The 22,757-nt window shown below is 71.3% G+C and carries 21 protein-coding genes; 12 read left to right on the top strand and 9 right to left on the bottom strand.

Annotated features, from left to right (window positions below; all coding sequences use genetic code 11):
- Nucleotides 1-13: 13 nt before the first annotated feature.
- The 8 genes from ACWIGU_RS19575 to ACWIGU_RS19540 all read left to right on the top strand — a co-directional run bounded on the left by ACWIGU_RS19575 (nt 14) and on the right by ACWIGU_RS19540 (nt 7,811).
- A complete protein-coding gene (locus ACWIGU_RS19575; RefSeq protein WP_454402496.1) occupies nt 14-811 on the top strand; it encodes an acetoacetate decarboxylase family protein in 798 nt (265 codons plus the stop codon).
- The gene (locus ACWIGU_RS19570) at nt 811-1,695 is read left to right on the top strand and encodes an SDR family NAD(P)-dependent oxidoreductase (protein WP_454402494.1); all 885 of its coding nucleotides are present in this window, start codon (nt 811-813) and stop codon (nt 1,693-1,695) included. Before ACWIGU_RS19575 ends, ACWIGU_RS19570 begins: the two co-directional genes overlap by 1 nt.
- A gap of 10 nt (nt 1,696-1,705) precedes the next feature.
- A complete protein-coding gene (locus ACWIGU_RS19565; RefSeq protein WP_454402492.1) occupies nt 1,706-2,989 on the top strand; it encodes an amidohydrolase family protein in 1,284 nt (427 codons plus the stop codon).
- The gene (locus ACWIGU_RS19560) at nt 2,986-4,215 is read left to right on the top strand and encodes an amidohydrolase family protein (protein WP_454402490.1); all 1,230 of its coding nucleotides are present in this window, start codon (nt 2,986-2,988) and stop codon (nt 4,213-4,215) included. The genes ACWIGU_RS19565 and ACWIGU_RS19560 overlap by 4 nt, the downstream gene beginning before the upstream one ends.
- Nucleotides 4,216-4,237: 22 nt before the next feature.
- Nucleotides 4,238-4,960: a VIT1/CCC1 transporter family protein gene (locus ACWIGU_RS19555; protein WP_356289645.1), complete on the top strand. Its 723-nt coding sequence runs from the start codon at nt 4,238-4,240 to the stop codon at nt 4,958-4,960.
- Nucleotides 4,961-5,084: 124 nt separating this feature from the next.
- A complete protein-coding gene (locus ACWIGU_RS19550) occupies nt 5,085-5,987 on the top strand; it encodes a sterol desaturase family protein (protein WP_454402489.1) in 903 nt (300 codons plus the stop codon).
- Nucleotides 5,984-6,709: a lysoplasmalogenase gene (locus tag ACWIGU_RS19545; protein WP_454402487.1), complete on the top strand. Its 726-nt coding sequence runs from the start codon at nt 5,984-5,986 to the stop codon at nt 6,707-6,709. Before ACWIGU_RS19550 ends, ACWIGU_RS19545 begins: the two co-directional genes overlap by 4 nt.
- 58 nt (nt 6,710-6,767) lie before the next feature.
- Nucleotides 6,768-7,811, top strand: coding sequence for a zinc-dependent alcohol dehydrogenase family protein (locus ACWIGU_RS19540; protein WP_454402485.1), 1,044 nt, complete (start codon nt 6,768-6,770; stop codon nt 7,809-7,811).
- An 18-nt stretch (nt 7,812-7,829) separates the two neighbouring features.
- Here ACWIGU_RS19540 and ACWIGU_RS19535 read toward each other — a convergent pair whose 3' ends face one another.
- The 4 genes from ACWIGU_RS19535 to ACWIGU_RS19520 form a co-directional block, all read right to left on the bottom strand.
- The gene (locus ACWIGU_RS19535; RefSeq protein WP_454402483.1) at nt 7,830-8,852 is read right to left on the bottom strand and encodes a CopD family protein; all 1,023 of its coding nucleotides are present in this window, start codon (nt 8,850-8,852) and stop codon (nt 7,830-7,832) included.
- An 83-nt stretch (nt 8,853-8,935) separates the two neighbouring features.
- Complete coding sequence (locus ACWIGU_RS19530) at nt 8,936-10,342, bottom strand: CoA transferase (RefSeq protein ID WP_454402481.1); 1,407 nt, start codon at nt 10,340-10,342, stop codon at nt 8,936-8,938.
- Between the two features lie 87 nt (nt 10,343-10,429).
- A complete protein-coding gene (locus ACWIGU_RS19525; protein WP_454402479.1) occupies nt 10,430-11,977 on the bottom strand; it encodes a S8 family serine peptidase in 1,548 nt (515 codons plus the stop codon).
- A gap of 52 nt (nt 11,978-12,029) precedes the next feature.
- Nucleotides 12,030-13,574 (bottom strand): S8 family peptidase, encoded by a 1,545-nt coding sequence (locus ACWIGU_RS19520; RefSeq protein WP_454402477.1) that lies wholly within the window; start codon nt 13,572-13,574, stop codon nt 12,030-12,032.
- Between the two features lie 335 nt (nt 13,575-13,909).
- Between ACWIGU_RS19520 and ACWIGU_RS19515 the strand changes: the two genes are divergently transcribed.
- The 3 genes from ACWIGU_RS19515 (at nt 13,910) to moaA (ending at nt 17,036) form a co-directional block, all read left to right on the top strand.
- Nucleotides 13,910-14,278, top strand: coding sequence for a DUF485 domain-containing protein (locus tag ACWIGU_RS19515; protein WP_454402475.1), 369 nt, complete (start codon nt 13,910-13,912; stop codon nt 14,276-14,278).
- The gene (locus tag ACWIGU_RS19510) at nt 14,275-15,903 is read left to right on the top strand and encodes a solute symporter family protein (protein ID WP_454402473.1); all 1,629 of its coding nucleotides are present in this window, start codon (nt 14,275-14,277) and stop codon (nt 15,901-15,903) included. Before ACWIGU_RS19515 ends, ACWIGU_RS19510 begins: the two co-directional genes overlap by 4 nt.
- Nucleotides 15,904-16,046: 143 nt before the next feature.
- Nucleotides 16,047-17,036, top strand: a complete 990-nt coding sequence (gene moaA / locus ACWIGU_RS19505) for a GTP 3',8-cyclase MoaA (RefSeq protein ID WP_454402471.1) — start codon at nt 16,047-16,049, stop codon at nt 17,034-17,036.
- Between the two features lie 10 nt (nt 17,037-17,046).
- On the opposite strand, the gene ACWIGU_RS19500 is transcribed toward moaA, so the two are convergent.
- Nucleotides 17,047-17,268, bottom strand: coding sequence for a hypothetical protein (locus ACWIGU_RS19500; protein WP_100592515.1), 222 nt, complete (start codon nt 17,266-17,268; stop codon nt 17,047-17,049).
- Between the two features lie 196 nt (nt 17,269-17,464).
- Nucleotides 17,465-17,875: a DUF3099 domain-containing protein gene (locus tag ACWIGU_RS19495; RefSeq protein WP_454402469.1), complete on the bottom strand. Its 411-nt coding sequence runs from the start codon at nt 17,873-17,875 to the stop codon at nt 17,465-17,467.
- A gap of 191 nt (nt 17,876-18,066) precedes the next feature.
- On the opposite strand from ACWIGU_RS19495, the gene ACWIGU_RS19490 reads away from it, so the two are divergent.
- The gene (locus tag ACWIGU_RS19490; protein ID WP_454402467.1) at nt 18,067-18,342 is read left to right on the top strand and encodes a GlsB/YeaQ/YmgE family stress response membrane protein; all 276 of its coding nucleotides are present in this window, start codon (nt 18,067-18,069) and stop codon (nt 18,340-18,342) included.
- Between the two features lie 70 nt (nt 18,343-18,412).
- On the opposite strand, the gene tyrS is transcribed toward ACWIGU_RS19490, so the two are convergent.
- The 3 genes from tyrS to ACWIGU_RS19475 all read right to left on the bottom strand — a co-directional run bounded on the left by tyrS (nt 18,413) and on the right by ACWIGU_RS19475 (nt 22,687).
- On the bottom strand, nt 18,413-19,681 hold the full coding sequence (tyrS, locus tag ACWIGU_RS19485; RefSeq protein ID WP_454402465.1) for a tyrosine--tRNA ligase: 1,269 nt from the start codon (nt 19,679-19,681) through the stop codon (nt 18,413-18,415).
- An 82-nt stretch (nt 19,682-19,763) separates the two neighbouring features.
- Nucleotides 19,764-21,158, bottom strand: a complete 1,395-nt coding sequence (locus tag ACWIGU_RS19480; RefSeq protein WP_454402463.1) for a metallopeptidase TldD-related protein — start codon at nt 21,156-21,158, stop codon at nt 19,764-19,766.
- A 5-nt stretch (nt 21,159-21,163) separates the two neighbouring features.
- Complete coding sequence (locus tag ACWIGU_RS19475) at nt 21,164-22,687, bottom strand: TldD/PmbA family protein (protein ID WP_454402461.1); 1,524 nt, start codon at nt 22,685-22,687, stop codon at nt 21,164-21,166.
- Between the last annotated feature and the right edge of the window lie 70 nt (nt 22,688-22,757).

Below are 22,757 nucleotides of genomic sequence, written 5' to 3'. Positions count from 1 at the left end.
AGGGTGGTACGACATGGCACGCATTCGATACGGAGCACGCACGGAGGCGGAGATCTCCGCCGCGCGCACCGCGAGCTCGAAGCTCCCCGACATCTGGTCCACGGGGGTGGTGGCCGTCTGGGAGAGCGACCCGGACGCGGTCGCCGCGGTACTTCCGCCCCCGCTCAAGCCCACCGGACGCCCGCTGGTGCGGGCCAACATCAGCAAGGTCGACCTGCCCGGCTACCCCCTGGGCGCCGGCTCGGTCGCCGTCGCCGCCGAGCACGGCGGCGTCGAGGGCTGGTATCCGCTCGTCATGCCGATGACGCACGAGCGCGCCCTGACCGGCGGCCGTGAGGTCTTCGGTGAGCCCAAGAAGCTCGGCGAGGTGAGCGTCGAGCGCGACGGCCTCGTGGTGCGCGCGGCGCTCGCCCGGCACGGCATCGCCTTCGTGGAGGTGCGCGGCGCGGTGAGCGGCGCGCTGCCGCTGCCCGAGCCGGCGCTGAAGACGGACTTCTACTTCAAGTTCCTTCCCGCGGTGGACGGTTCGGGCTTCGACGTGGAGCCGGTGCTCGTGCACTGTCAGCGCAACGAGAAGGTGCGCAAGCTGGAGCGGATCACCGGGGACGTGGTCCTGCGGGAGTCGATGTACGACCCGGTCGCCGACCTGCCGGTGCGCGCCCTCGTCGAGCTCACCATCGGCGAGAAGACCACCGACCAGAAGGGCAGGGTCGTCGAACGCGTCAGCGCGCAGGCCCTGCTGCCGTACATCCACCAGCGCTACGACGACCCGCAGCAGATCCTCGACGGGCCGCCCGAGGGGAGCGTCTGATGCGGCTGCAGGCGGGACAGGTCGCCGTCGTCACGGGCGCGGCGAGCGGCATCGGGCTTGCCATGGCACGGCGGTTCGCGGCCGACGGACTGAAGGTCGTGCTCGCGGACGTCGAGGAGTCCGCCCTGGAGAAGGCCGCCGCCGGCCTGCGCGAGGACGGCGCCACCGTGCACGCGCGCGTGGTCGACGTCGGGGACCGCGGCCAGGTCTTCGCCCTCGCGGACGCGGCGTACGAGAGGTTCGGCGCCGTCCATGTCCTGTGCAACAACGCGGGCGTCGGCTCGGGCGCCGAGGGCCGCATGTGGCAGCACGAACCGAACGACTGGAAGTGGGCCTTCGAGGTCAACGTGTGGGGCGTCTTCCACGGCATCCAGGCCTTCGTGCCGCGCATGATCGAGGGCGGCGCGCCCGGCCACGTCGTCAACACGTCCTCCGGCGACGGCGGCATCGCCCCGCTGCCCACCGCCTCCGTGTACGCGGTCACCAAGGCGGCCGTCGTGACGATGACCGAGTCCCTGTACGCGCACCTGAAGGCGGAGCACGCGCGCGTGGGCGCCTCCGTGCTCTTCCCCGGACCTCACATGCTGCGCACCGGGCTGTGGGAGTCGCACCGCAACCGGCCCGAGCGGTACGCCAAGGAGAGGCCGCGCAGGACCCCGTACCGCAGCCTCGGCCAGTGGGAGTCCGCGATGAAGGAAGCAGGCCGGGAGGTGGAGTTCACGCCGGTCGAGGAGGTCGCTGACTTCGTCGCCGAGGGCATCGGTGCCGGCCGCTTCTGGCTGCTGCCCGAGAGCGAGCACAGCGACCGGCAGATCAAGGCCAGGTCCGCCTCGATGCTGGAGCGCGCGAACCCGGCGTACCTGGAGAGCTTCATTCTGGACTGAAGGGCATGTGATGACCGACCAGGATCCCTACCTCATCATCTCCTCCGACTGCCACGCCGGGCTGCCCACCGAGGAGTACCGGCCCTATCTGGACAGCCGTTTCCATCGCGCCTTCGACGAGTTCCTCGGCGAGCGGGGTGCCCGCCGCGAGGAGGCGACGCGGCTCGGCATCCGCAACGACGCGTTCGCCGCCAAATGGTTCGCCGACAACTCGAAAGGCCTGCGCGGCGGTTGGGACTCCGCGCAGCGCCTCAAGGAGCTGGACGGCGACGGGGTGGCCGCCGAGGTCGTCTTCCCCGACGCGGACGCCGTGGACAGCCGGACGGCGGCGCCCTTCGGTGTCGGTCTCGGGCTCTCGGGTGACCAGGACCCGGAGCTCGGCATGGCGGGCGCTCAGGCGCACAACCGCTGGCTCGCCGACTTCGTGTCCGAACACCCCGAACGGCACTGCGGTGTCGCCCTGCTGCCCATCACCGGCGAGGTCGACCGCGTCGTCGCCGAGGTCCACCGGGCCAAGGAGTCGGGGCTCGGCGCGCTGATGATCCCCTCCATGTGGGTCGACAAGGCGCCCTACCACGACCGGCGTTACGACCCCGTGTGGGCCGCGGCGGCGGAGTGCGCGATGCCCGTGGTCACGCACTCCGGGGCGGCGCCCCGCCACGAGTACGGCGACCACCTCGGGATCTATGTCTCCGAAGTGACGTGGTGGCCGGCGCGACCACTGTGGTTCATGCTCTGGTCGGGCGTCTTCGAGCGCCACCCGGGTCTGAGGTTCGGCGTCGCGGAGTCGGGCTGCTGGTGGCTGCCCAACCTCCTGTGGTTCATGGACCGCCTCTACCTGGGCGCGCACGGCGGCAAGAAGCTCTCGCCGTTCGCCGAGCTCAAGCGCTCCCCGCACGAGTACCTGGACCGCCAGGTGTTCATCTGCGCCACCAACACCAAGCGCCGCGAACTCGCCCAGCGCTACGAGATCGGCGTCGACAACATCCTCTGGGGCAGCGACTTCCCGCACCCCGAGGGCACCTGGCCCGACACGCGCGCCTGGCTGAGGAAGACCTTCCACGACATCCCGGTGGCGGAGACCCGGCGCATGCTGGGCCTCGCCGCCGCCGAGGTCTTCGGCTTCGACACCGGGAAACTGGCTCCGCTGGCCGCCCGCATCGGACCGACCCCCGCCGATCTCGGCCAGGACACCGACCAGTCGGCCGTCGAGGCGTCCTGGGCGCGCTCGCGCGACGTGGGCCGCCACTGGCTGACGGACCACGACTTCCCGGTACTGGGAGCCCAGACATGACCGAAGAGCGCTACACCGTCATCTCGGCCGACTGCCACGCGGGAGCCGACCTCCTCGACTACCGGCCCTACTTGGAGTCCCGCCACCACGACGCGTTCGACGCGTGGGCGGCGAGCTATGTCAATCCGTACGCCGACCTGCTCGCGGACACCGCCGACCGCAACTGGAACTCGGACCGGCGCATCGCCGAGCTCGAACAGGACGGGATCGTCGCGGAGGTCGTCTTCCCGAACACGATCCCGCCCTTCTTCCCGTCCGCGTCCCTGATGGCCCCGGCCCCGACCCCCGAGGAGTTCACGCGGCGCTGGGCGGGGCTGCGTGCCCACAACCGCTGGCTCGCCGACTTCTGCGCCGCCGCCCCGGGGCGCAGGGCGGGCGTCTTCCAGATCCTCCTCAACGACGTCGACGAGGCCGTCAAGGAGATCAGGTGGGCGGCTGCCGCCGGGCTCAAGGGCGGCCTGCTGCTGCCCGGCACACCGCCGGGCTCGGGCCTTCCCGAGCTGTACTCAGCAGCGTACGACCCGATCTGGGCCACCTGCGCCGAGCTCGGTGTGCCGGTCAACCACCACGCGGGCTCGGCGTCCCCGCCGCTCGGCGACGAACCGGCGGCGCGCGCCGTGTTCATGGTGGAGACGACGTGGTTCTCGCACCGGGCCCTGTGGCACCTGGTGTTCGGCGGCGCGTTCCGCCGCCACCCCGGCCTGAAGCTGGTCCTCACCGAACAGGGCTCGGGCTGGATCCCCGGGGTCCTGGACATGCTGGACTACTACCACGGGCGACTGGTGGCGGCGGCGACGCGGGCGAACACGGCGGAGTCCAAGTTCGGTGCGGGGCTCGCCGATTCCATGGGCAAGGGGCCGTCCGAGGTGTGGCGTGAGAACTGCTACGTGGGGGCCAGCTTCATGCGCCCGCACGAGGTGCCGCTGCGCGACCGCATCGGCCTCGACAAGATCATGTGGGGCAGTGACTACCCGCACGACGAGGGCACGTACCCGTACACGCGCGAAGGGCTGCGGATCGCGTACGCGGGACTGCCGCAGGGCGAGGTCGCCGCGATGGTCGGCGGCAACACGGCCCGGGTCTACGGTTTCGACCTCGGTCTGCTCGACCCGATCGCGGCCCGCGTCGGACCGACCGTCCAGGAACTGGACGAACCCCTCGACGAGGCGCCGAAGGACGCGACAAGTCCTGTGTTCGCCCGGGGAGGGTCGGTCCGGATCTGGTGACCGACGGTGCGATGCTCGTCGGGTGACTGACGATGTGCAGGACGCACCGCACGAGGAGTCCCACGGCGGCGCGCTCGGAGCGCGGCTCAACTGGCTGCGCGCCGCCGTGCTCGGCGCCAACGACGGCGTGGTCTCCACCGCAGGGCTGGTCGTCGGCGTGGCGGGCGCCACCGAGGACCGCGGCACGCTCCTGACGGCCGGCCTGGCCGGGCTGCTCGCCGGCTCCATGTCGATGGCCGCGGGGGAGTACGTCTCCGTGTCCACGCAGCGCGACTCGCAGAAGGCGGCGCTCGCGCAGGAGAAGAGGGAACTGCGCGAGTATCCGGAAGCCGAACTCGTGGAGCTGACGGGACTGCTCGAGGACCGCGGGCTCAGCCCCGAAGTGGCGCGGGAGGCCGCGGAGCAGCTCACCTCGCGCGACGCGCTGCGGGCGCACGCGCGCGTGGAGCTCGGCATCGACCCCGACGACCTCACCAACCCGTGGCACGCGGCCTGGGCGAGCTTCCTCGCCTTCACCGTGGGCGCGCTGCTCCCGCTGCTCGCGATCGTCCTGCCGCCGAGCGCCTGGCGGCTGCCGGTCACCGTGGTCTCCGTGCTCGCGGCGCTCGCCCTCACCGGCTGGAGCAGCGCCCGGATGGGCTCGGCGGCGGCGCGGCCCGCGGTGTGGCGGAACGTGGCGGGCGGGGCGCTCGCGATGGCCGTGACGTACGGGGCGGGGTCGCTCCTGGGGGCGGCCGGGGTCTGAGTGAACGCGCGGGAACCGGCGGAGATCAATGGGCGAAGGCACCAACAACAAGAGTCTTACCACTGGTAATACTTGTCGGTAACACCGTCTAGCCGTGGCCCGTCCGTGGCTCTACGGTGCAGGCATGTCGCCGAACCTGCCCGATGTCGTGCTCTGGTCGATCCCGGCCTTCGTGCTGCTCACCGTCGTCGAGATCGTGAGCGTGCGCATCCATCCCGATGACGACGCCGCAGGCTACGAGACCAAGGACGCCGCGACGAGCATCGGCATGGGGCTCGGCAGCCTCGTCTTCGACTTCCTGTGGAAGATCCCGATCGTCGCGATCTACACGGCGGTCTACGAGCTGACGCCGCTGCGCGTGCCGATCCTGTGGTGGACGATCCCGCTGATGCTCCTCGCGCAGGACTTCTTCTACTACTGGTCGCACCGCGGGCACCACGTCATCCGCATCCTGTGGGCGTGCCACGTCGTGCACCACTCCAGCCGCAAGTTCAACCTGTCGACCGCGCTGCGCCAGCCGTGGACGAGCCTGACGGTGTGGCCGTTCTATCTGCCGCTCATCGCGTGCGGCGTGCACCCGGCCGCGCTCGCGTTCTGCTCGTCGGTGAACCTCGTCTACCAGTTCTGGATCCACACCGAGCGCATCGACAAGCTGCCGCGCGCCTTCGAGTTCGTCCTCAACACGCCCTCCCACCACCGCGTCCACCACGCTTCCCAGGGCGGCTACCTGGACCGCAACTTCGGCGGCATCCTGATCGTCTGGGACCGCCTCTTCGGGTCGTTCGTGCCCGAGGTCGAGCGCCCGGTGTTCGGCCTGACCAAGAACATCAGCACGTACAACCCGCTGCGGGTGGCCACGCACGAGTACGCGGCCATCGCCAGGGACGTGAAGGCGGCCGGCAGCTGGCGCGAGCGGGGCGGCCGGGTGTTCGGCGGGCCGGGGTGGCAGCCGAAGGACGCGCCCACGCCGGTCCCGGCCCCCGCTGCGGGTCAGACCACTGAGCAGGCAGCCGAGGGCGCCGCGTGACGCCGACTCCGGCCCCGGCGCCCGGGGAGGCGCCCGCATCCGCTCGTGAACGCGCGGCCCGCCTCCTGCTCGCCGCCTTCGCGGTGGCGGCCGCCGTCGACCTGATCGCCCTGCTCGCCGGGACCGACCTCGTCCACACCGTCGCCAAACCGCTCCTCATGCCGCTGCTCGCCGCGTCGGTCGTCGTGCGCGGCGGCCCCCGGCTCCTGACGGCCGCGCTGCTGTTCGGGTGGGGCGGCGACCTGCTGCTGCTCTTCGACGCCGATGCCGCGTTCCTCGCGGGCATGGGGTCCTTCGCCGCCGGACACGTCTGCTACCTCGTGCTCTTCAAGCGCGCGGGCACGCCACGCGCGCGTGGCGGGCTGCTCGCGGCCGCGTACGGCCTCGCGCTCGTGACGACCGTGGCGCTCCTGTGGCGCGACCTGCCGGCCGACATGCGCGGGCCCGTCGCCGGTTACAGCCTGCTCCTGACCGCCATGGCGTACGGCTCCTCGCGCATGGGCCGCACGGCGGGGTGGGGCGGCGCGCTCTTCCTGCTGTCGGACACGCTCATCGCGACGGGCGTCGCCGACTGGCCGCAGCTCCCGCGGCCCGACTTCTGGGTGATGCTCACCTACGTGGCCGCCCAGTACCTGCTGGCGCGCGGCGTGCTCGGGCGCCCCCTCGATGCGCGGGCGACACGGGTGGCGGCGTACCGTGAAAAGCGCACGACCATCTCCTGAGGCGCCCCGCACGCGATCCGTCAGCGGCGCCTGTGACCAGCACGAAGGACCCCCACTCATGCGCGCCACCACCATCCATGCCCCGTTCGACATGCGCGTGGAGGACGTGCCGGAACCCGTCGTCCAGCTCCCCACCGACGCCGTCGTCAGGGTCCTGCGGGCCTGCATCTGCGGCAGCGACCTGTGGGCGTACCGCGGCGAGGCGGTGCGCCAGCCCGGCCAGCGCATCGGACACGAGTTCCTCGGCATCGTCGAGGACACCGGCTCCGAGGTGAGCGGCGTCCGGCGCGGCGACCTGGTCGTAGCCCCCTTCATGTGGTCGGACGGCGTCTGTGACTACTGCACCGAGGGCCTCACCACCTCCTGCGAGCACGGCGGCTTCTGGGGCGCGGTCGGTTACGACGGCGGCCAGGGCGAAGCGGTCCGCGTCCCGTACGCCGACGGCACCCTCGTCCAGCTGCCCGCCGACGCCGCCTCAGACGACCACCTCCTGACCGCGCTGCTCACGCTCTCCGACGTCATGGGCACCGGCCACCACGCCGCGCTCGGCGCGGGTGCGCGCGCGGGCGCCACGGTCGCCGTCGTCGGTGACGGCGCCGTCGGCCTGTGCGCCGTCCTCGCGGCCAGGCGGCTCGGCGCCGAGCGGATCATCGCGCTCGGCCGCCACCAGGTCCGTACCGACATCGCGCGCCGCTTCGGCGCCACCGACGTCGTCGCCGAGCGCGGGGACGCCGCGATCGAGGCCGTCCGCGAGCTGACCCGCGGTCAGGGCGCCCACGCCGTGATCGAGGCCGTCGGCACCGAGCAGTCCATGAGCACGGCCGTGAACATCACCCGCGACGGCGGCGCCATCGGCTTCGTCGGTGTGCCGCACGGCAGCGGCACCGGTCTCGACCTCAGCGTCATGTTCGACCGGAACATCGCCCTGCGGGGCGGCGTCGCGCCCGTGCGCACGTACATCCCGCAGCTGCTGCCCGACATCCTCGACGGCACGATCGACCCGTCACCCGTCTTCGACCTGACCGTCGGCCTCGAAGGAGTCCCGGACGGCTACAAGGCGATGGACCAGCGCACCGCGCTCAAGGTGCTCGTCACCAACTGACGCCCCGCGCGCGGGGGTTCACGACCAGCGGATCGGGAGCGGCAGCGCGGTCAGGACGGCCGACACCGCGACCACCACGCCCAGGACCGCCACCTCCGCGCGCGCGGGCGCGTACGCGGCGCCCTGGCGCTGCCGGCCCCGCGCGACCAGGGCGAGCACGGAGACGACGGCCACGAGGATCACCTTCGCCAGCAGGGTGCGCCCGTAGGCCGTCGTCACCAGCTGGTCGAGGACCGTGCTCACCGGCATCCGCCGCAGCGTGCTGCACACGCCCGTAGCGGTGATGGCGGCGAGCAGGACGGCCGCCACGCGCGCGTAGAGCCCCAGCAGCGCGGCCCCCGCCTCAGGAGCCGTCGTACGCCAGCGGCGCAGCGTCCGCAGGACGTGCAGCAGACCGCCCGCCCACAGCGCGGCACACGTCAGATGGACGAGGGTCAGGGCAGAACCCAGGTACGCCGTGCGCTCGGCCGGCGGGTGGACGCGCAGCGCCTCGCCCACCACGACGGCGGCCAGTGGCGCGAGCGCGGTCGCCGGGCGGCGTGAGCGGGCGCACAAGGCCGCCACCACGAAGGCGTTGACCTCAAGGAGGGCGAGGGTGCCGTCCCTGGTCCCGTAGAGCCCGGCGATGTCCAGGTCGGAGAGCGCATGCGGCACGAGGTTGCCGTTCGCCACGATCGACGCGAGTCCCAGCGCGGCCAGGAACCCCGCCCAGGGCGCGTACGCCGACCAGCTGCGCGGCCCGTCCCCGGGCGGCGCCCCGGGCACCCGCCGGGCCAGCCGCGCCGCGAACACCTCGCCCAGCTGCACACAGAGGGCGGCGAACAGGAGCGTTCGAAGGAGCGCCACACCGGTGACCCCGGGCGCCGCCGCCTCACCCGTGCCGTCGAGGACGGCGGAGGGCCCGAACAGGGGTATCACCGCGGCGGCGGCCACGAGGACGAGCACGGCGACGGCCCGCCCGGCGGCGGGCCGTCGGGCGTGAGGGGCGGTGGCGTCCCCGGCGGGGGAGGGCACCTCGGTGGTCGGTCGCGGGGAACTCACCTCGAGATCTTCGCCAGCTGTGACAGATCCGGGCAAGGCCGGGAAAACAACTGGTGCAGTGGCATTCCGCCGAGCGGCCGGCTTCAGCCAGGGCGCCACTCGGGCGAGTCGGCACCCCAAAGTCCGGACGGGCGGGCCCAGTTGACGGGCCCTCCGGCGAAACCGGCCGGCGGCAGCGCGTGGCGCAGCCGCCCCGCGGGACTGTCGGTCTCCGTGAGCCAGTGCCCCGGGTCCTCGGCGTCGTACGCCTTTGTGGCCGCGGTGGGCCCGTGCGGGAGTTCCCGCGTCAGCCAGTGCGCGGTCCGGGCGAGCGCCAGCCGCAACGCGCGCGTGCCGCCCTCGTCCTGCTGCTCGGTGACGGCGCGCAGGACGGCCGCGGCGAGGAGATAGCCCGTGCCGTGGTCCAGGGCCTGCGCGGGCAGCGCCCCCGGCCGCTCCCCGGACCCCTCGACGGCCGCGATGCCCGTGGCCACCTGCACCACGCTGTCGAAGCCGCGCCGCTCGCCCCACGGCCCGTACGCGCCCCACGCGGACAGCTGCGCCACCACGAGCCCGGGCCTGCGGGCGGCCAGCGCCTCGGGAGCGAGGCCGAACCGGTCGAGCGCGCCGGGCCGGTAGCCGGTCACGACGACGTCCGCGCCCGCGAGGAGGTCGTCGAAGGCGCGCCGGTCCGCCGCACCCGTCAGATCGAGCCGCGTGGACCGCTTCCCGAATCCGGTGTCCGCGTGGGCCTCCGGATCCTCCGGCAGTTGCGGGGCGTCGATGCGCAGCACGTCCGCGCCGAACAGGGCGAGGGTGCGGGTGGCGACGGGACCGGCGGTGACCCGCGTCAGGTCGAGGACGCGCAGCCCGGACGCGGGCAGCAGCGGGTTCCCCGTGAGCGGGGACAGCGACCGCGGCGCCGCGTCGTCGAGCCGCTCCCGGTCGAGCAGCGGCCGTCCGGCGACCGCCTTCCCTTGGGGGTGCGCTGCCCACTCCTTCATGGTCCGCAGGGCTACGGCCAGGCCACCGGCGGCATACACCCTCTCCTCGGCCTCGGCGGCCGAGCGCTCCGCGAGCAGCGCGGCGACCCGCTCCACGGACGCGTCGTCGCCGAGCCCGAGGGCGGCCAGCAGGCGCGCGCGGTGGTGCGGATAGTTGGCGTGGGTGCGCAGCCATCCGTCCGCCGTGCGCCAGAACCGGGACAGCGGCGCGAAGCCGACCGTCGCGCGCCCGTCGATCAGCAGATGCCGCTCGCTGACGAACGCGGTGGCCAGTGCCCCGTCGTCGAGGACCACGCGCGGCAGCGGCCGTCCGGAGCGCCGTGCGGCCAGCTCGGCCGCGGCCAGCGAGCACGCGCCCACGCACGCGCGCGCCAGGTCGATCACGGGCAGCCGCGCGGGCAGTGCCCCTTCGCGTACGACGGACGCGATGTGCGAGGTCAGGGCCGGGTCGCCGCCGAGAGCCGTCCAGGCCGTCCGCGTTCCCTCACCCACCGGTGCATGTGTCATGCGGGCACTATCGCGCACGGCCCGCGGAACGAAACAGGTGGGCCGGACGCAGCCGTCCGGCCCACCTGAACTGCTCTGCCTACGTGGTTACTTGGTCACCGCGTCCAGGGCGTCGGCGATGCCGTGCCCGTAGAAGCCGTTCTTGTTCTTGCCGCCCTCGCACACCGCGTCGACCTTGCCGTCGCCGTTGATGTCGTACGGGTCGGTGCACGGCGTGGCGTCGGCCTGCGCGTACAGGAGCGCCTTCACGGCCGCCGCGGACGCGTGCGGGTGCGTCGACTTGATCAGCGCGGCGACACCGGCGACGTGCGGGGACGCCATCGACGTACCGGCCATGTAGCCCCACTTGCCGCCGGGCAGCGGGCCGAGGATCAGGCCGCTCGTGGCGGGCGGCGCCGGTGTCTGGTACGCCGTCGAGTCGCCGCCCGGGGCCGCGATGTCGATGATGCCCAGGCCGTAGTTGGAGAACGACGACTTGAGGCCCTTCGCCCCGGTCGCCGCGGTCGTGACGACACCCGGCAGCTGCGTCGGGATGTCGAAGCACTTGGACGGGTCGACGACCCGGTCGCCCGGCGTCGTGTCGTTCGGGCTCGACGGGTCGGTGATCTCGTCGGACGCCAGGTCGTAGCGCTCGTTGCCCGCCGCCGCGACGTTCACGGCGCCCTTCTTCTCCGCGTACTGCGAGGCCCGCGCGACGGCCTTCACCAGGGCCTTCTGGTCCGGGTCGTCGGTGCAGTTGAAGTACCACGGGTCGGTGTAATAGCTGTTGTTGGTGACGTCCACGCCGTGCTCGGCCGCGAACACGAAGCCGCACACCACGGCCTCCGTGTAGAAGAAGCCGTCCGGGTTGCCCACCTTGATGCCCGAGACCTTCACGCCGGGCGCGACACCCGTGATGCCGAGGCCGTTCTTGGCGCCCGCGATCTCACCCGCGACATGCGTGCCGTGCGGGCTCTCCGAGGCGCTGGGACGCCAGGAGCCGTCCGTCGTGTCCGGCTTGCCCGACACACAGTTCGCGGACGCCCCGCGGTCGAAGTTCGGCGCGATGTCCGGGTGGGTGTCGTCGACGCCCGTGTCGATCACGGCGACGGTGACCTTGCTGCTGCCGAGCGACTTCTCGTGCGCCTTGTCCGCCTTGATGGCGGGCAGGTCCCACTGCAACGGCTCCAGCGGGTCCTGTCCGGCGGCTGCCTGACCGGCCGTGGCGGCCAGCTGGGCGGCGGTCAGCGCCTTCGGGGTGCCGAGGTCGGCCGTGGACTGGGCGGGCAGCGGAGCGGTGCGCGTGGCACCCGCCGAATCGACCCCGCCGGCCTTGCGGATCGTCTTCGCGAAGTCCGGGTTCGAGGAGTGCGCGACGATGACACCGATCTTGTCGTACGCGACGACGACGGTGCCGCCGGCCTTGGTGATCTCCTTCTGCACGGCGGCCGAAGTGCCGTGCCCGGAACGCACGTTGACCACATAGCTGAGCGAGGGGCCGTCCGTGGCGACCGGGGCCTGAGGGGCCTGCGGGGCCTGACCCGCGGCCGACGCGGTCGCGTTCGGCAGGAACGCGAGCGCCGTGGCCATGGCCATCCCGGCCGGGACGGCTATCGAACGGCGGATGGAACGGGAGCGCGCGAGAGGCGCCGTCATGGTGTCTCCTGGGTTCGTTGCGTTCGGGGGTGCGGGGCGGCGGGTCGGTACGTCACTTCTTGACGGCGTCGAGCGCGTCGACGATGCCGAAGCCGTAGAAGCCGTTGACGCGGCTGCCGCCCGCGCAGGTGGCGTCGACCTTGCCGTCGCCGTCCCAGTCGTACGGCTTGTCCGGGCAGCCCGGGTTGTCGGCCTGCGCCTTGAGGAGGGCCTGGAGCTGCGCCGGGGTGGCCTTCGGGTGCGCCGACTTCAGGAGGGCGACCACACCGGCGGCGTGCGGGGACGCCATCGACGTGCCCTGGAGGAAGCCGTACTGACCGCCCGGCAGCGTGGACAGGATGCGGCCGTTCTTGGACGGGGTGTCCGAGGGGCTCACGTACTTGTCGCCGCCCGGGGCGGCGATGTCGATGACGCCCTTGCCGTAACTGGAGTAGTACGACTTGAGGTTCGTGACGCCGGTGGCGCTGACGGTGACGACGCCCGGCAGCTGCGTCGGCACGTCGAAGCACGTGTGCGGGTCGATCGTCCGGGTGACCGGCGTCGCGTCGTCGGGGCTGGACTCGTCGACGATCGCGTCGGAGTCCAGGTCGTCGCCCGAGTTTCCGGCGGACGCGAGGTTCACGGTGCCCTTGCCCTGGGCGTACAGCTGGGCCCGGTTGACCGCGTCGACGATGGCCTTCTGGTCAGGGTCGTCCATGCAGTTGTAGAGCCACGGGTCCACGTAGTAGCTGTTGTTGGTGACCTCGACGCCGTGGTCGGCGGCGAACACGAAGGCGCAGACCACGTTCTCCGGGTAGAACAGGCCGTCGTTGGGGTCGCTGACCTTGATGCCCGCGACCTTCACACCGGGAGCGACCCCGGCGACGCCTATGCCGTTGCGGGCCGCGGCTATCTCACCGGCGACGTGCGTGCCGTGGTAGTCCTCGGCCGGGTTGTAGGGACGCCATGCGCCGGGCGTGGTGTCCGCCTTGCCGCCGACACAGTTCGCGGACTGCGAGGCGGAGAAGTTCGGGGCGAGGTCGGGGTGGGTGTCGTCGACGCCGGTGTCGATGACGCCGACAGTGACGTCGCGGCTGCCCGGGTTGATCTTCGCGGCCTTGTCGGCGCCGATCGCCCGCAGGTCCCACTGGTCGGCCTCGAGAGGTTCGTCACCTGAAGCGGCCTGCGCGGCAAGGGACTTGACCTCGTCCTTCGACAGGACCTGGGCGGCGCCCTCGTCCGTCGTGCCGGCCGCCTTGAGCGGGGACGTACGCGTCGCGCCCGCCGAGGTCACGCCCTTGGCGGCACGGATCCGCTTGCCGAAGTCGGCGGCGGACGAGTGGACGACGATCACACCGATCTTGTCGTACGCGACGACGACCGTCCCGCCGGCCTCGGCGATCGCCTTCTTCACGGACGCGAGGGTGCGGTGGTCCGTCCCGGTGTTCACGACGTACGCGAGTGCTCCGGCGTCGGCGGTGGCCGAACCGGCCGTGGCGGCACGGGAGTCGGCGGGTGCGGCCGACGCGGCGCCGGGCAGGAAGCCGAGGGACGCGGTGAGCGCGAGGCCGAGCGGCAGGGTGAACGCCAGCCGGCGTCTGGAGCGCAGATGAGCCATGGGATCTCCACATCATCCGTCGTATATGGAAAAGCCCGAACACAGTTGGTGCCCGGGCAAGTACATGACGCGTGGTGCTCGGGTGAACGTATCCCGGGTCCTCGCAGGCCAGCAATGAAATCCCAAAGAAAACGCATGACTGGGCAACGCGGTTGAACCGGTGCGCGCGTGCCCCCGTGACGTTGAGCAGGGGGCATGCACACGATCCCGGCCCCCTGTCGGATCATGCCGGGTGGCCCTAGCATCGCCTCCCGGCCCAGGTGATCCAGATCACTGTGAGGTCTGAGAACCACATGTCCGTTTCACCCGCCGCACCCGCACCGCGAGGAGACTCCGTGGCCACCGATACACCGCCACCGTCGAAAAGCGGCTCCAGCACCCGACCCGCACCGCCCTCCACGGAGGAATTCATCGCGGAGCAGGAGAGCGCGGAGTTCGCCGAACTGCGACACGCGCACCGCTCGTTCGCCTTCCCCCTGACCGTCGCCTTCATCGCCTGGTACCTGCTGTACGTACTGCTGTCGAACTACGCGGGCGACTTCATGGGCACCAAGATCTTCGGCAACATCAATGTCGCGCTGGTCCTTGGCCTCGCCCAGTTCCTGACCACGTTCCTCATCGCCTGGTGGTACTCCCGCCACGCCGCCACCAAGCTGGACCCCAAGGCCGAGGCGATCAAGTCCCGGATGGAGGGCGGCGCATGAGCTCCGCAGTCACGCAGGTCATCGCCGCGGGTGAGGCGAGCGAGCACCGGCCGCTGATCATCTCCCTGTTCGCGGTGTTCGTCCTCGCCACCCTGGTGATCACCGTCTGGGCGGGCCGCCAGACGAGGAACGCCTCCGACTTCTACGCGGGCGGGCGCCAGTTCACCGGCTTCCAGAACGGACTCGCCGTCTCCGGCGACTACATGTCCGCGGCCTCGTTCCTCGGCATCGCCGGAGCCATCGCCCTCTTCGGCTACGACGGCTTCCTCTACTCCATCGGCTTCCTCGTCGCCTGGCTCGTCGCCCTGCTCCTGGTCGCCGAACCGCTGCGCAACTCCGGCCGCTACACGATGGGCGACGTCCTCGCCTACCGGATGCGCCAGCGCCCGGTCCGCACCGCCGCGGGCACCTCCACGATCGTCGTCTCGATCTTCTACCTGCTCGCGCAGATGGCGGGCGCGGGCGTCCTCGTCTCGCTGCTGCTCGGCATCACGTCCGACGCGGGCAAGGTCGGCATCGTCGCCCTCGTCGGCGTCCTGATGATCGTGTACGTCACCATCGGCGGCATGAAGGGCACCACCTGGGTCCAGATGGTCAAGGCGGTGCTCCTGATCGCGGGCACGCTCCTGCTCACCTTCCTGGTCCTGCTGAAGTTCAACTTCAACATCTCCGACCTGCTCGGCAAGGCGGCCTCCAACAGCGGAGGGGGCGCCGCGTTCCTGGAGCCCGGACTCAAGTACGGCGCCACCTCGACGTCGAAGATCGACTTCATCTCGCTCGGCATCGCGCTCGTCCTCGGCACCGCGGGACTGCCGCACATCCTGATCCGCTTCTACACGGTCCCCACCGCCAAGGCCGCCCGTAAGTCCGTGAACTGGGCGATCGGCATCATCGGCGCCTTCTACCTGATGACGATCGCGCTCGGCTTCGGCGCCGCCGCCCTCATCAAGCCGGAAGAGATCATCGCGTCCAACCCGGCGGGCAACACCGCGGCGCCGCTCCTCGCGCTGCACCTCGGCGGGGTCGACTCGTCGTGGGGTGCGATCCTCCTCGCGACGATCTCGGCGGTGGCCTTCGCCACGATCCTCGCGGTCGTCGCGGGCCTGACCCTCGCCTCGTCCTCCTCGTTCGCGCACGACATCTACGCGAACGTCATCAAGAAGGGCAAGGCTTCCGAGAAACAGGAGATGAAGGCGGCCCGCTGGGCGACCGTCTTCATCGGCGTCGTCTCCATCGGCCTCGGCGCCCTCGCCCGCGACCTGAACGTGGCCGGCCTGGTCGCGCTCGCCTTCGCGGTCGCCGCCTCCGCCAACCTGCCGACGATCCTCTACAGCCTCTTCTGGAAGCGCTTCACCACCCAGGGCGCGCTGTGGTCGATCTACGGAGGCCTCTTCGCGGCGGTCTTCCTGGTGCTGTTCTCGCCGGTCGTCTCCGGGAACCCGAAGACGTCCATGTTCAAGGGCGTCGACTTCCACTGGTTCCCGCTGGAGAACCCGGGCATCATCTCGATCCCGGTCGGCTTCGTGCTCGGCTGGCTGGGCACCGTGCTGTCCAAGGAGAAGGCGGACGCCGGCAAGTACGCGGAGCTCGAAGTCCGTTCCCTCACCGGTACGGGAGCCCACTGACCTCGGGATTCGGACGGCCGCGTCGCAGACCCTCGTATGGATCTACGATGCGGCCGTCCCGCTCCCGTGGGATCGGGAGCCCCCTGATGTCAGGCCCATCACGTAGGCTCGCTCTATCAGACCGCATCGGAGAGGGGGCCCACGTGCTGATTGACACTTATGGCCGAGTGGCCACCGACCTCCGCGTCTCGCTGACCGACCGGTGCAATCTCCGGTGTACGTACTGCATGCCCGAAGAGGGCCTGCAATGGCTGGCCAAGCCCGATCTGCTCACGGACGACGAGATCGTCCGGCTCATCCGGATCGCCGTCACCCAGCTCGGCATCACGGAGATCAGATTCACCGGCGGCGAGCCCCTGCTGCGCCCCGGCCTCGTCGGCATCGTGGAGCGGGTGGCCCAGCTGGAGCCCCGCCCCCAGATGTCCCTGACGACGAACGGGATCGGACTCAAGCGCACCGCCGCCGCCCTCAAGCAGGCCGGCCTCGACCGGGTCAACGTCTCGCTGGACACCCTGCGCCCCGACGTCTTCAAGACGCTCACCCGGCGTGACCGCCACAAGGACGTCATCGCCGGCCTCGAAGCCGCCAGTGACGCCGGACTCACCCCCGTCAAGGTCAACTCCGTGCTGATGCCGGGGCTGAACGACGACGAGGCGCCCGACCTCCTGGCCTGGGCCGTCGAGCACGACTACGAGCTGCGCTTCATCGAGCAGATGCCGCTGGACGCCCAGCACGGCTGGAAGCGCGACGGCATGATCACCGCCGGTGACATCCTCGCGTCCCTGCGCACGCGCTTCGCCCTCACGGCCGAGGGCTCCGACGAGCGGGGTTCCGCCCCCGCGGAGCGCTGGCTCGTGGACGGCGGGCCGCAGCGCGTCGGCGTCATCGCCTCCGTCACCCGCCCGTTCTGCTCGGCCTGTGACCGCACCCGGCTCACCGCCGACGGACAGGTGCGCACGTGCCTGTTCGCCAGTGAGGAGACAGACCTGCGCGCGGCCCTGCGCTCGGACAGCGGGGACGAGGAGATCGCCCGCATATGGAAGCTCGCCATGTGGGGCAAGAAGGCCGGCTCAGGCCTGGACGACCCGAAGTTCCTCCAGCCCGAGCGCCCGATGTCCGCGATCGGCGGCTGAGCCGGGGCGCTCAGCCCTCTCGGTCCCCGGACTCCCAGTCCTTCAGCGCGACGACGTCCTTCAGGAAGCCGCGCACGCCGAGGAACTGGGAGAGATGCTCGCGGTGTTCGTCGCACGCGAGCCACGTCTTGCGCCGCTCCGGCGTGTGCAGCTTCGGGTTGTTCCAGGCGAGCACCCAGACCGCGTCGACGCGGCAGCCCTTGGCGGAACAGATCGGGTTTTCGTCACTCACAGGTACCGCCCCAAACACTTACGCGCCCAAACAAAGGCGACGCCGAGCAGCCACGGGGGGAGCTGCCCGGCGTCGGTCCGTCGCTCCGACGGGGGATGCGGAGCGCGTACGAAGTATGTCATGGGGGACCGGCCGACCGGCACCGGAACTACATGATTGATCTGAGCTTTTCTTGAGCTTTGCGGATCGCCGGTGGTCAGCCGCGGTCGCCCGAATGATCACGCCGCTCCTCACCGTGCGCGCCGGTGTGGTCCTGCGGAACGGATTCCGCGGGGGTGGTGGCGGCGGGCGGTGTGAGCATCGGCCGCATCGGCGCGGTGACGAACGTCGACGGCAGTGAAGGGACGTTCTCCCGGCCCGCGTTGGCGATGACCACGGCGACGTAGGGGAGCAGCAGGCCGAGTACCAGGGCCACGATCGCGACCGGGCGTTCCACGTTCCACAGGGCCGCGCCGAGGATCACGGCGAGGGTGCGGACCGACATCGAGATGACATAGCGGCGCTGCCTGCCGCGGACGTCGTCGGCGAGGCCCTGCCTCGCCCCGGTGATCCGGAAGACCTCGCCGCTGCTCTGCTTCCGCATCACATTCCACCGCCTGCCTGCCATGCCGGACTCTCCCCGGTCCGGACTGCCTCCACGGTACGCCCGGCTTCCTCCGCGTTCGAGACCGGGGCGGGCCCGGCCTGCGCGTACTTGCTGCGCCGTACCGCGTACGGATGCGCCCGACATGCGCCGTATGGCGGATAAGCCGAGACTGGGCGCAGATGCGCACAGGGCGCCACAGAGGAGGCGACGACATGGGCTGGTTGTGGGCGATCATCGTGGGTCTGGTGCTCGGACTGATCGCGAAGGCGATCCTTCCGGGCAAGCAGCAGATCCCTCTGTGGCTGACGGTGGTCTTCGGGATCATCGGCAGCGTCCTGGGCAACTCGGTCGCCACCTGGATCGGTGTCAACGACACCAAGGGGATCGACTGGACCCGGCACCTGCTCCAACTGGCCGGAGCCGTGGTCATCGTGTGGCTGGGAGACATGGCCTGGGTGGCCATGCGAGGCAACAAACAGCGAGCCTGACACAGCCGGAAGGGCGGCCCCGCACCAGGTGCGGCGCCGCCCTTCCGGCCGTGACTTCAGTCCTGTGCGCTCAGGCGCCGACGACCTCGATCGCCGCCAGGTTCTTCTTGCCGCGGCGCAGCACGAGCCAGCGCCCGTGCAGCAGCTCGTCCGCGGCAGGCAGCGCGTCCTCGGAGGCGACCTTCACGTTGTTCACGTACGCGCCGCCCTCCTTCACCGTGCGCCGGGCGGCCGACTTGCTCGCCACGAGGCCCACCTCGGCGAGCAGGTCCACGACCGGGCCGAGCGTGTCGACCTTCGCGTGCGGCAGCTCGGAGAGCGCGGCCGCGAGGGTCGCCTCGTCCAGCTCACCCAGGTCGCCCTGCCCGAACAGCGCCTTGGACGCCGCGATGACGGCGGCGCACTGGTCGGCGCCGTGCACCAGCGTCGTCAGCTCCTCGGCGAGGGCCCGCTGAGCGGCGCGCGCCTGCGGCCGCTCCTCGGTGACCTTCTCCAGCTCCTCCAGCTCCGCGCGGGACTTGAAGGACAGGATCCGCATGTACGACGGGATGTCCCGGTCGTCCACGTTCAGCCAGAACTGGTAGAACGCGTACGGCGTCGTCATCTCCGGGTCCAGCCAGACGGCGCCGCTCTCGGACTTGCCGAACTTGGTGCCGTCCGCCTTCACCATCAGCGGCGTCGCCAGCGCGTGCACCACGGCGTCCGGCTCCATGCGGTGGATCAGGTCGATGCCCGCGGTGAGGTTGCCCCACTGGTCGCTGCCGCCCTGCTGGAGCGTGCAGCCGTAACGCCGGTACAGCTCCAGGAAGTCCATGCCCTGCAGGAGCTGGTAGCTGAACTCCGTGTAGCTGATGCCCTCCTGGGACTCCAGGCGGCGGGCCACGGAGTCCTTGGTGAGCATCTTGTTGACGCGGAAGTGCTTGCCGATGTCGCGCAGGAACTCGATCGCGGACAGGCCCGCGGTCCAGTCCAGGTTGTTCACCATCGTCGCGGCGTTCTCGCCCTCGAAGGACAGGAACGGCTCGATCTGGGAGCGCAGCCGGGACACCCAGTTCGCGACGGTCTCCGGGTCGTTCAGCGTCCGCTCGGCGGTCGGCCGGGGGTCACCGATCTGGCCGGTGGCCCCGCCCACGAGCGCCAGCGGACGGTGACCCGCCTGCTGGAGCCTGCGGACGGTGAGCACCTGGACCAGGTGGCCGACGTGCAGGGAGGCCGCGGTCGGGTCGAAGCCGCAATAGAACGTGACGGGACCGTCCGCGAGCGCCTTGCGCAGTGCATCTTCGTCGGTGGACAGGGAGAAGAGTCCCCGCCACTTCAGCTCGTCGACGATGTCCGTCACGGTCGTGTGTCTCCTTGAACAGTGCTGATGGGTCGAACAGTGCTGGTGAGTACTCGCCAGTGTATGGCCGAGTCTATGGGGGTCAGACGCCCTGGCTGACCGAACTCATGTTGAAGTCCGGCACCCGCAGGGCGGGCATCGCAGCCCTGGTGAACCAGTCGCTCCATTCCCTGGGCAGCGTCTTTTCCGTCCGTCCGGCCTCCACCGCGCGCCCCAGCAGGTCGACGGGCGACTCGTTGAACCGGAAGTTGTTCACCTCGCCCACCACCTCGCCGTCCTCCACGAGGTACACCCCGTCCCGGGTCAGACCGGTCAGGAGCAGTGTCGCCGGATCGACCTCGCGGATGTACCAGAGGCAGGTCAGGAGCAGCCCGCGCCCGGTGGCCGCGACCATCTCGTCCAGGGAGCGGTCCTCGCCCCCGTCCAGGATCAGGTTGTCGATCGCCGGCGCCACCGGGAGGCCGGTGAGACCCGCGCTGTGCCGGGTCGTCGTCAGATGGGCCAGCTCGCCCTCGCGCACCCAGTCCGTCGCCGTCAGCGGAAGACCGTTGTCGAAGACGGAGGCGCTGTCGCCCGAGGCATGGGCGAGGACGAACGGCGCCGACTCCAGGCCCGGCTCGTTAGGGTCGCTGCGCAGCGTCAGCGGCAGCTCCGTCAGCCGCTCGCCGACGCGCGTGCCGCCGCCGGGCCTGCTGAAGACGGTCCGGCCCTCGGCGGCGTCCCGGGCCGCGGCCGACCACAGCTGGTAGATCAGCAGATCGGCGACCGCGGTCGGCGGCAGCAGCGTCTCGTAGCGGCCGGCAGGCAGCTCGATGCGGCGGAGCGCCCAGTCGAGGCGCTGCGCCAGCTCGGCGTCGAGCGCGCCCGGGTCGACGTCCTTGAAGTCGCGCGTCGAGCGTCCGGCCCACGCGGAACGCGTCCGGTCCGGCGACTTCGCGTTCATCTCCAGCGTCCCGTTCGGCTGGTCGTGCCGCAGGCGCAGGCCCGTCGACGTACCGAGATAGCTGGATACGAGCTCGTGGTTGGCGAAGCCGTACAGCTCGCGGCCGCCGGCCCGGGCGCGGGCGAACGACTCGCCCAGGGCCGGCGCGAAGTCCGCGAAGACGGCCGACGAGGTCTCGGCGGGCGCGTCCGTGAAGTCGCCGGAGTGCGGCACTCCGGACACCAGCGGCCCGGCGTCCTCCGCGGGCGCCGCGCCCCGGGCCGCGGCCTCGGCGGCCCGCACCAGGGGTTCGAGGTCGGCCGCGGTCACTCCCGAGCGAGAGACGACCCCGGAGGCCGTGCCCTCCTTGCCGTCGACGGTCGCGATGACGGTGAGGGTGCGCCCGCGGGTCACGCCGTTCGTCGTGAGCGCGTTGCCCGCCCAGCGCAGATTCGCGGTGGACGTCTCGTCGGCGATGACCACGCAGCCGTCCGCCGAGGACAGCGCGAGGGCACGCTCGACGATCTCGTGCGGCTTGTTCGTCCGAGGACTCATAGGGCTCACCGTCCGGCCTCCTGCGTGGTGTTCAGAATGTTCACGCCCTTGAAGAGGGCGGACGGGCAGCCGTGCGACACCGCCGCGACCTGCCCCGGCTGGGCCTTTCCGCAGTTGAACGCGCCGCCCAGCACGTACGTCTGCGGGCCGCCGACCGCCGCCATCGAACCCCAGAAGTCGGTGGTCGTGGCCTGGTAGGCGACATCGCGCAGCTGCCCGGCGAGCCGTCCGTTCTCGATGCGGTAGAACCGCTGCCCCGTGAACTGGAAGTTGTAGCGCTGCATGTCGATCGACCAGGACCGGTCGCCGACGACGTAGATCCCGCGGTCGACGCCCCCGATCAGGTCCTCGGTCGACAGTCCGCCCGGGTCCGGCTGCAGCGACACGTTCGCCATGCGCTGGACGGGCACATGGCCGGGCGAGTCCGCGTAGGCGCACCCGTTCGACCGGTCGAAGCCCGTCAGCTTCGCGATACGGCGGTCCAGCTGATAGCCGACGAGCGTCCCGTCCCTGACCAGGTCCCAGGACTGCCCGGCCACGCCCTCGTCGTCGTACCCGATGGTCGCGAGGCCGTGCTCGGCGGTGCGGTCACCCGTCACGTTCATGATCTCGGAGCCGTACCTGAGCTTCCCGAGCTGGTCGAACGTGGCGAAGGAGGTGCCCGCGTACGCCGCCTCGTAGCCGAGCGCACGGTCCAGCTCGGTCGCGTGGCCGATCGACTCGTGGATGGTCAGCCACAGGTTGGACGGGTCGACCACGAGGTCGTACAGGCCGGCCTCGACGCTGGGCGCCCGCATCTTCTCGGCGAGCAGCTCCGGGACCTCGGCCAGCTCGCGGTCCCAGTCCCAGCCGGTCCCGGTGAGGTACTCCCAGCCGCGGCCCACCGGCGGCGCAAGGGTCCGCATCGAGTCGAACTCGCCGCTCGTCCCGTCCACGGCGACGGCCGTCAGCTGCGGATGCAGCCGGACGCGCTGCTGCGTCGTGACCGTTCCCGCCGTGTCGGCGTAGAACTTGTTCTCGTGCACGGTGAGCAGCGAGGCGTCCACATGGTCGACGCCGTCCGCCCCGAGCAGCCGCGCACTCCAGTCGGCGAGCAGCCCGGCCTTGTCCTCGTCCGGCACGGAGAACGGATCGATCTCGTACGAGGACACCCACGTCCGGTCCTCGTGCACCGGCTCGGCGGCCAGTTCCACTCTCTCGTCCGAACCCGCGGCCTTGATCACCTGCGCCGACAGCTTCGCCATCGCGACGGCCTGCGACGCCACCTTCGCGGCCGCGTCCATCGTCAGATCCACGCCCGACGCGAAGCCCCACGTGCCGCCGTGCACGACCCGTACCGCGTACCCCAGGTCCGTGGTGTCCGACGAGCCCGCGGGCCGCGCGTCCCGCAGCCGCCGCTCCGCACTGCGCACCCGCTCCAGGCGGAAGTCCGCGTGGTCGGCGCCGAGAGCCCGCGCGCGGGCCAGCGCGGCATCGGCGAGGGCCCGCAGCGGCAGCGCCGTGAAGGCTTCATCGATCGAATGGGGCACGGATGTTCTCCCTGCTGTCGGAGACGCTGTCGTCAGCGCTGTCAGGAGCCTCGGGCACCGGCCGCTCCCG

This window comes from Streptomyces sp. NPDC055400 (assembly GCF_053644375.1).
Note: the sequence above shows the minus strand (reverse complement) of the source record. Positions and strands in the feature narration are given on the sequence as shown.

Bases quoted from the DNA above. Each gene is read 5' to 3' on its own strand.
- ACWIGU_RS19565 (WP_454402492.1), top strand. From the start codon at position 1,706: ATGACCGACCAGGATCCCTACCTCATCATCTCCTCCGACTGCCACGCC.
- ACWIGU_RS19540 (WP_454402485.1), top strand. From the start codon at position 6,768: ATGCGCGCCACCACCATCCATGCCCCGTTCGACATGCGCGTGGAGGAC.
- ACWIGU_RS19525 (WP_454402479.1), bottom strand. From the start codon at position 11,977: ATGACGGCGCCTCTCGCGCGCTCCCGTTCCATCCGCCGTTCGATAGCC.
- ACWIGU_RS19490 (WP_454402467.1), top strand. From the start codon at position 18,067: ATGGGCTGGTTGTGGGCGATCATCGTGGGTCTGGTGCTCGGACTGATC.
- ACWIGU_RS19530 (WP_454402481.1), bottom strand. From the start codon at position 10,342: ATGACACATGCACCGGTGGGTGAGGGAACGCGGACGGCCTGGACGGCT.
- ACWIGU_RS19575 (WP_454402496.1), top strand. From the start codon at position 14: ATGGCACGCATTCGATACGGAGCACGCACGGAGGCGGAGATCTCCGCC.
- ACWIGU_RS19510 (WP_454402473.1), top strand. From the start codon at position 14,275: ATGAGCTCCGCAGTCACGCAGGTCATCGCCGCGGGTGAGGCGAGCGAG.
- ACWIGU_RS19550 (WP_454402489.1), top strand. From the start codon at position 5,085: ATGTCGCCGAACCTGCCCGATGTCGTGCTCTGGTCGATCCCGGCCTTC.
- ACWIGU_RS19480 (WP_454402463.1), bottom strand. From the start codon at position 21,158: ATGAGTCCTCGGACGAACAAGCCGCACGAGATCGTCGAGCGTGCCCTC.
- ACWIGU_RS19520 (WP_454402477.1), bottom strand. From the start codon at position 13,574: ATGGCTCATCTGCGCTCCAGACGCCGGCTGGCGTTCACCCTGCCGCTC.
- ACWIGU_RS19495 (WP_454402469.1), bottom strand. From the start codon at position 17,875: ATGGCAGGCAGGCGGTGGAATGTGATGCGGAAGCAGAGCAGCGGCGAG.
- ACWIGU_RS19560 (WP_454402490.1), top strand. From the start codon at position 2,986: ATGACCGAAGAGCGCTACACCGTCATCTCGGCCGACTGCCACGCGGGA.
- ACWIGU_RS19570 (WP_454402494.1), top strand. From the start codon at position 811: ATGCGGCTGCAGGCGGGACAGGTCGCCGTCGTCACGGGCGCGGCGAGC.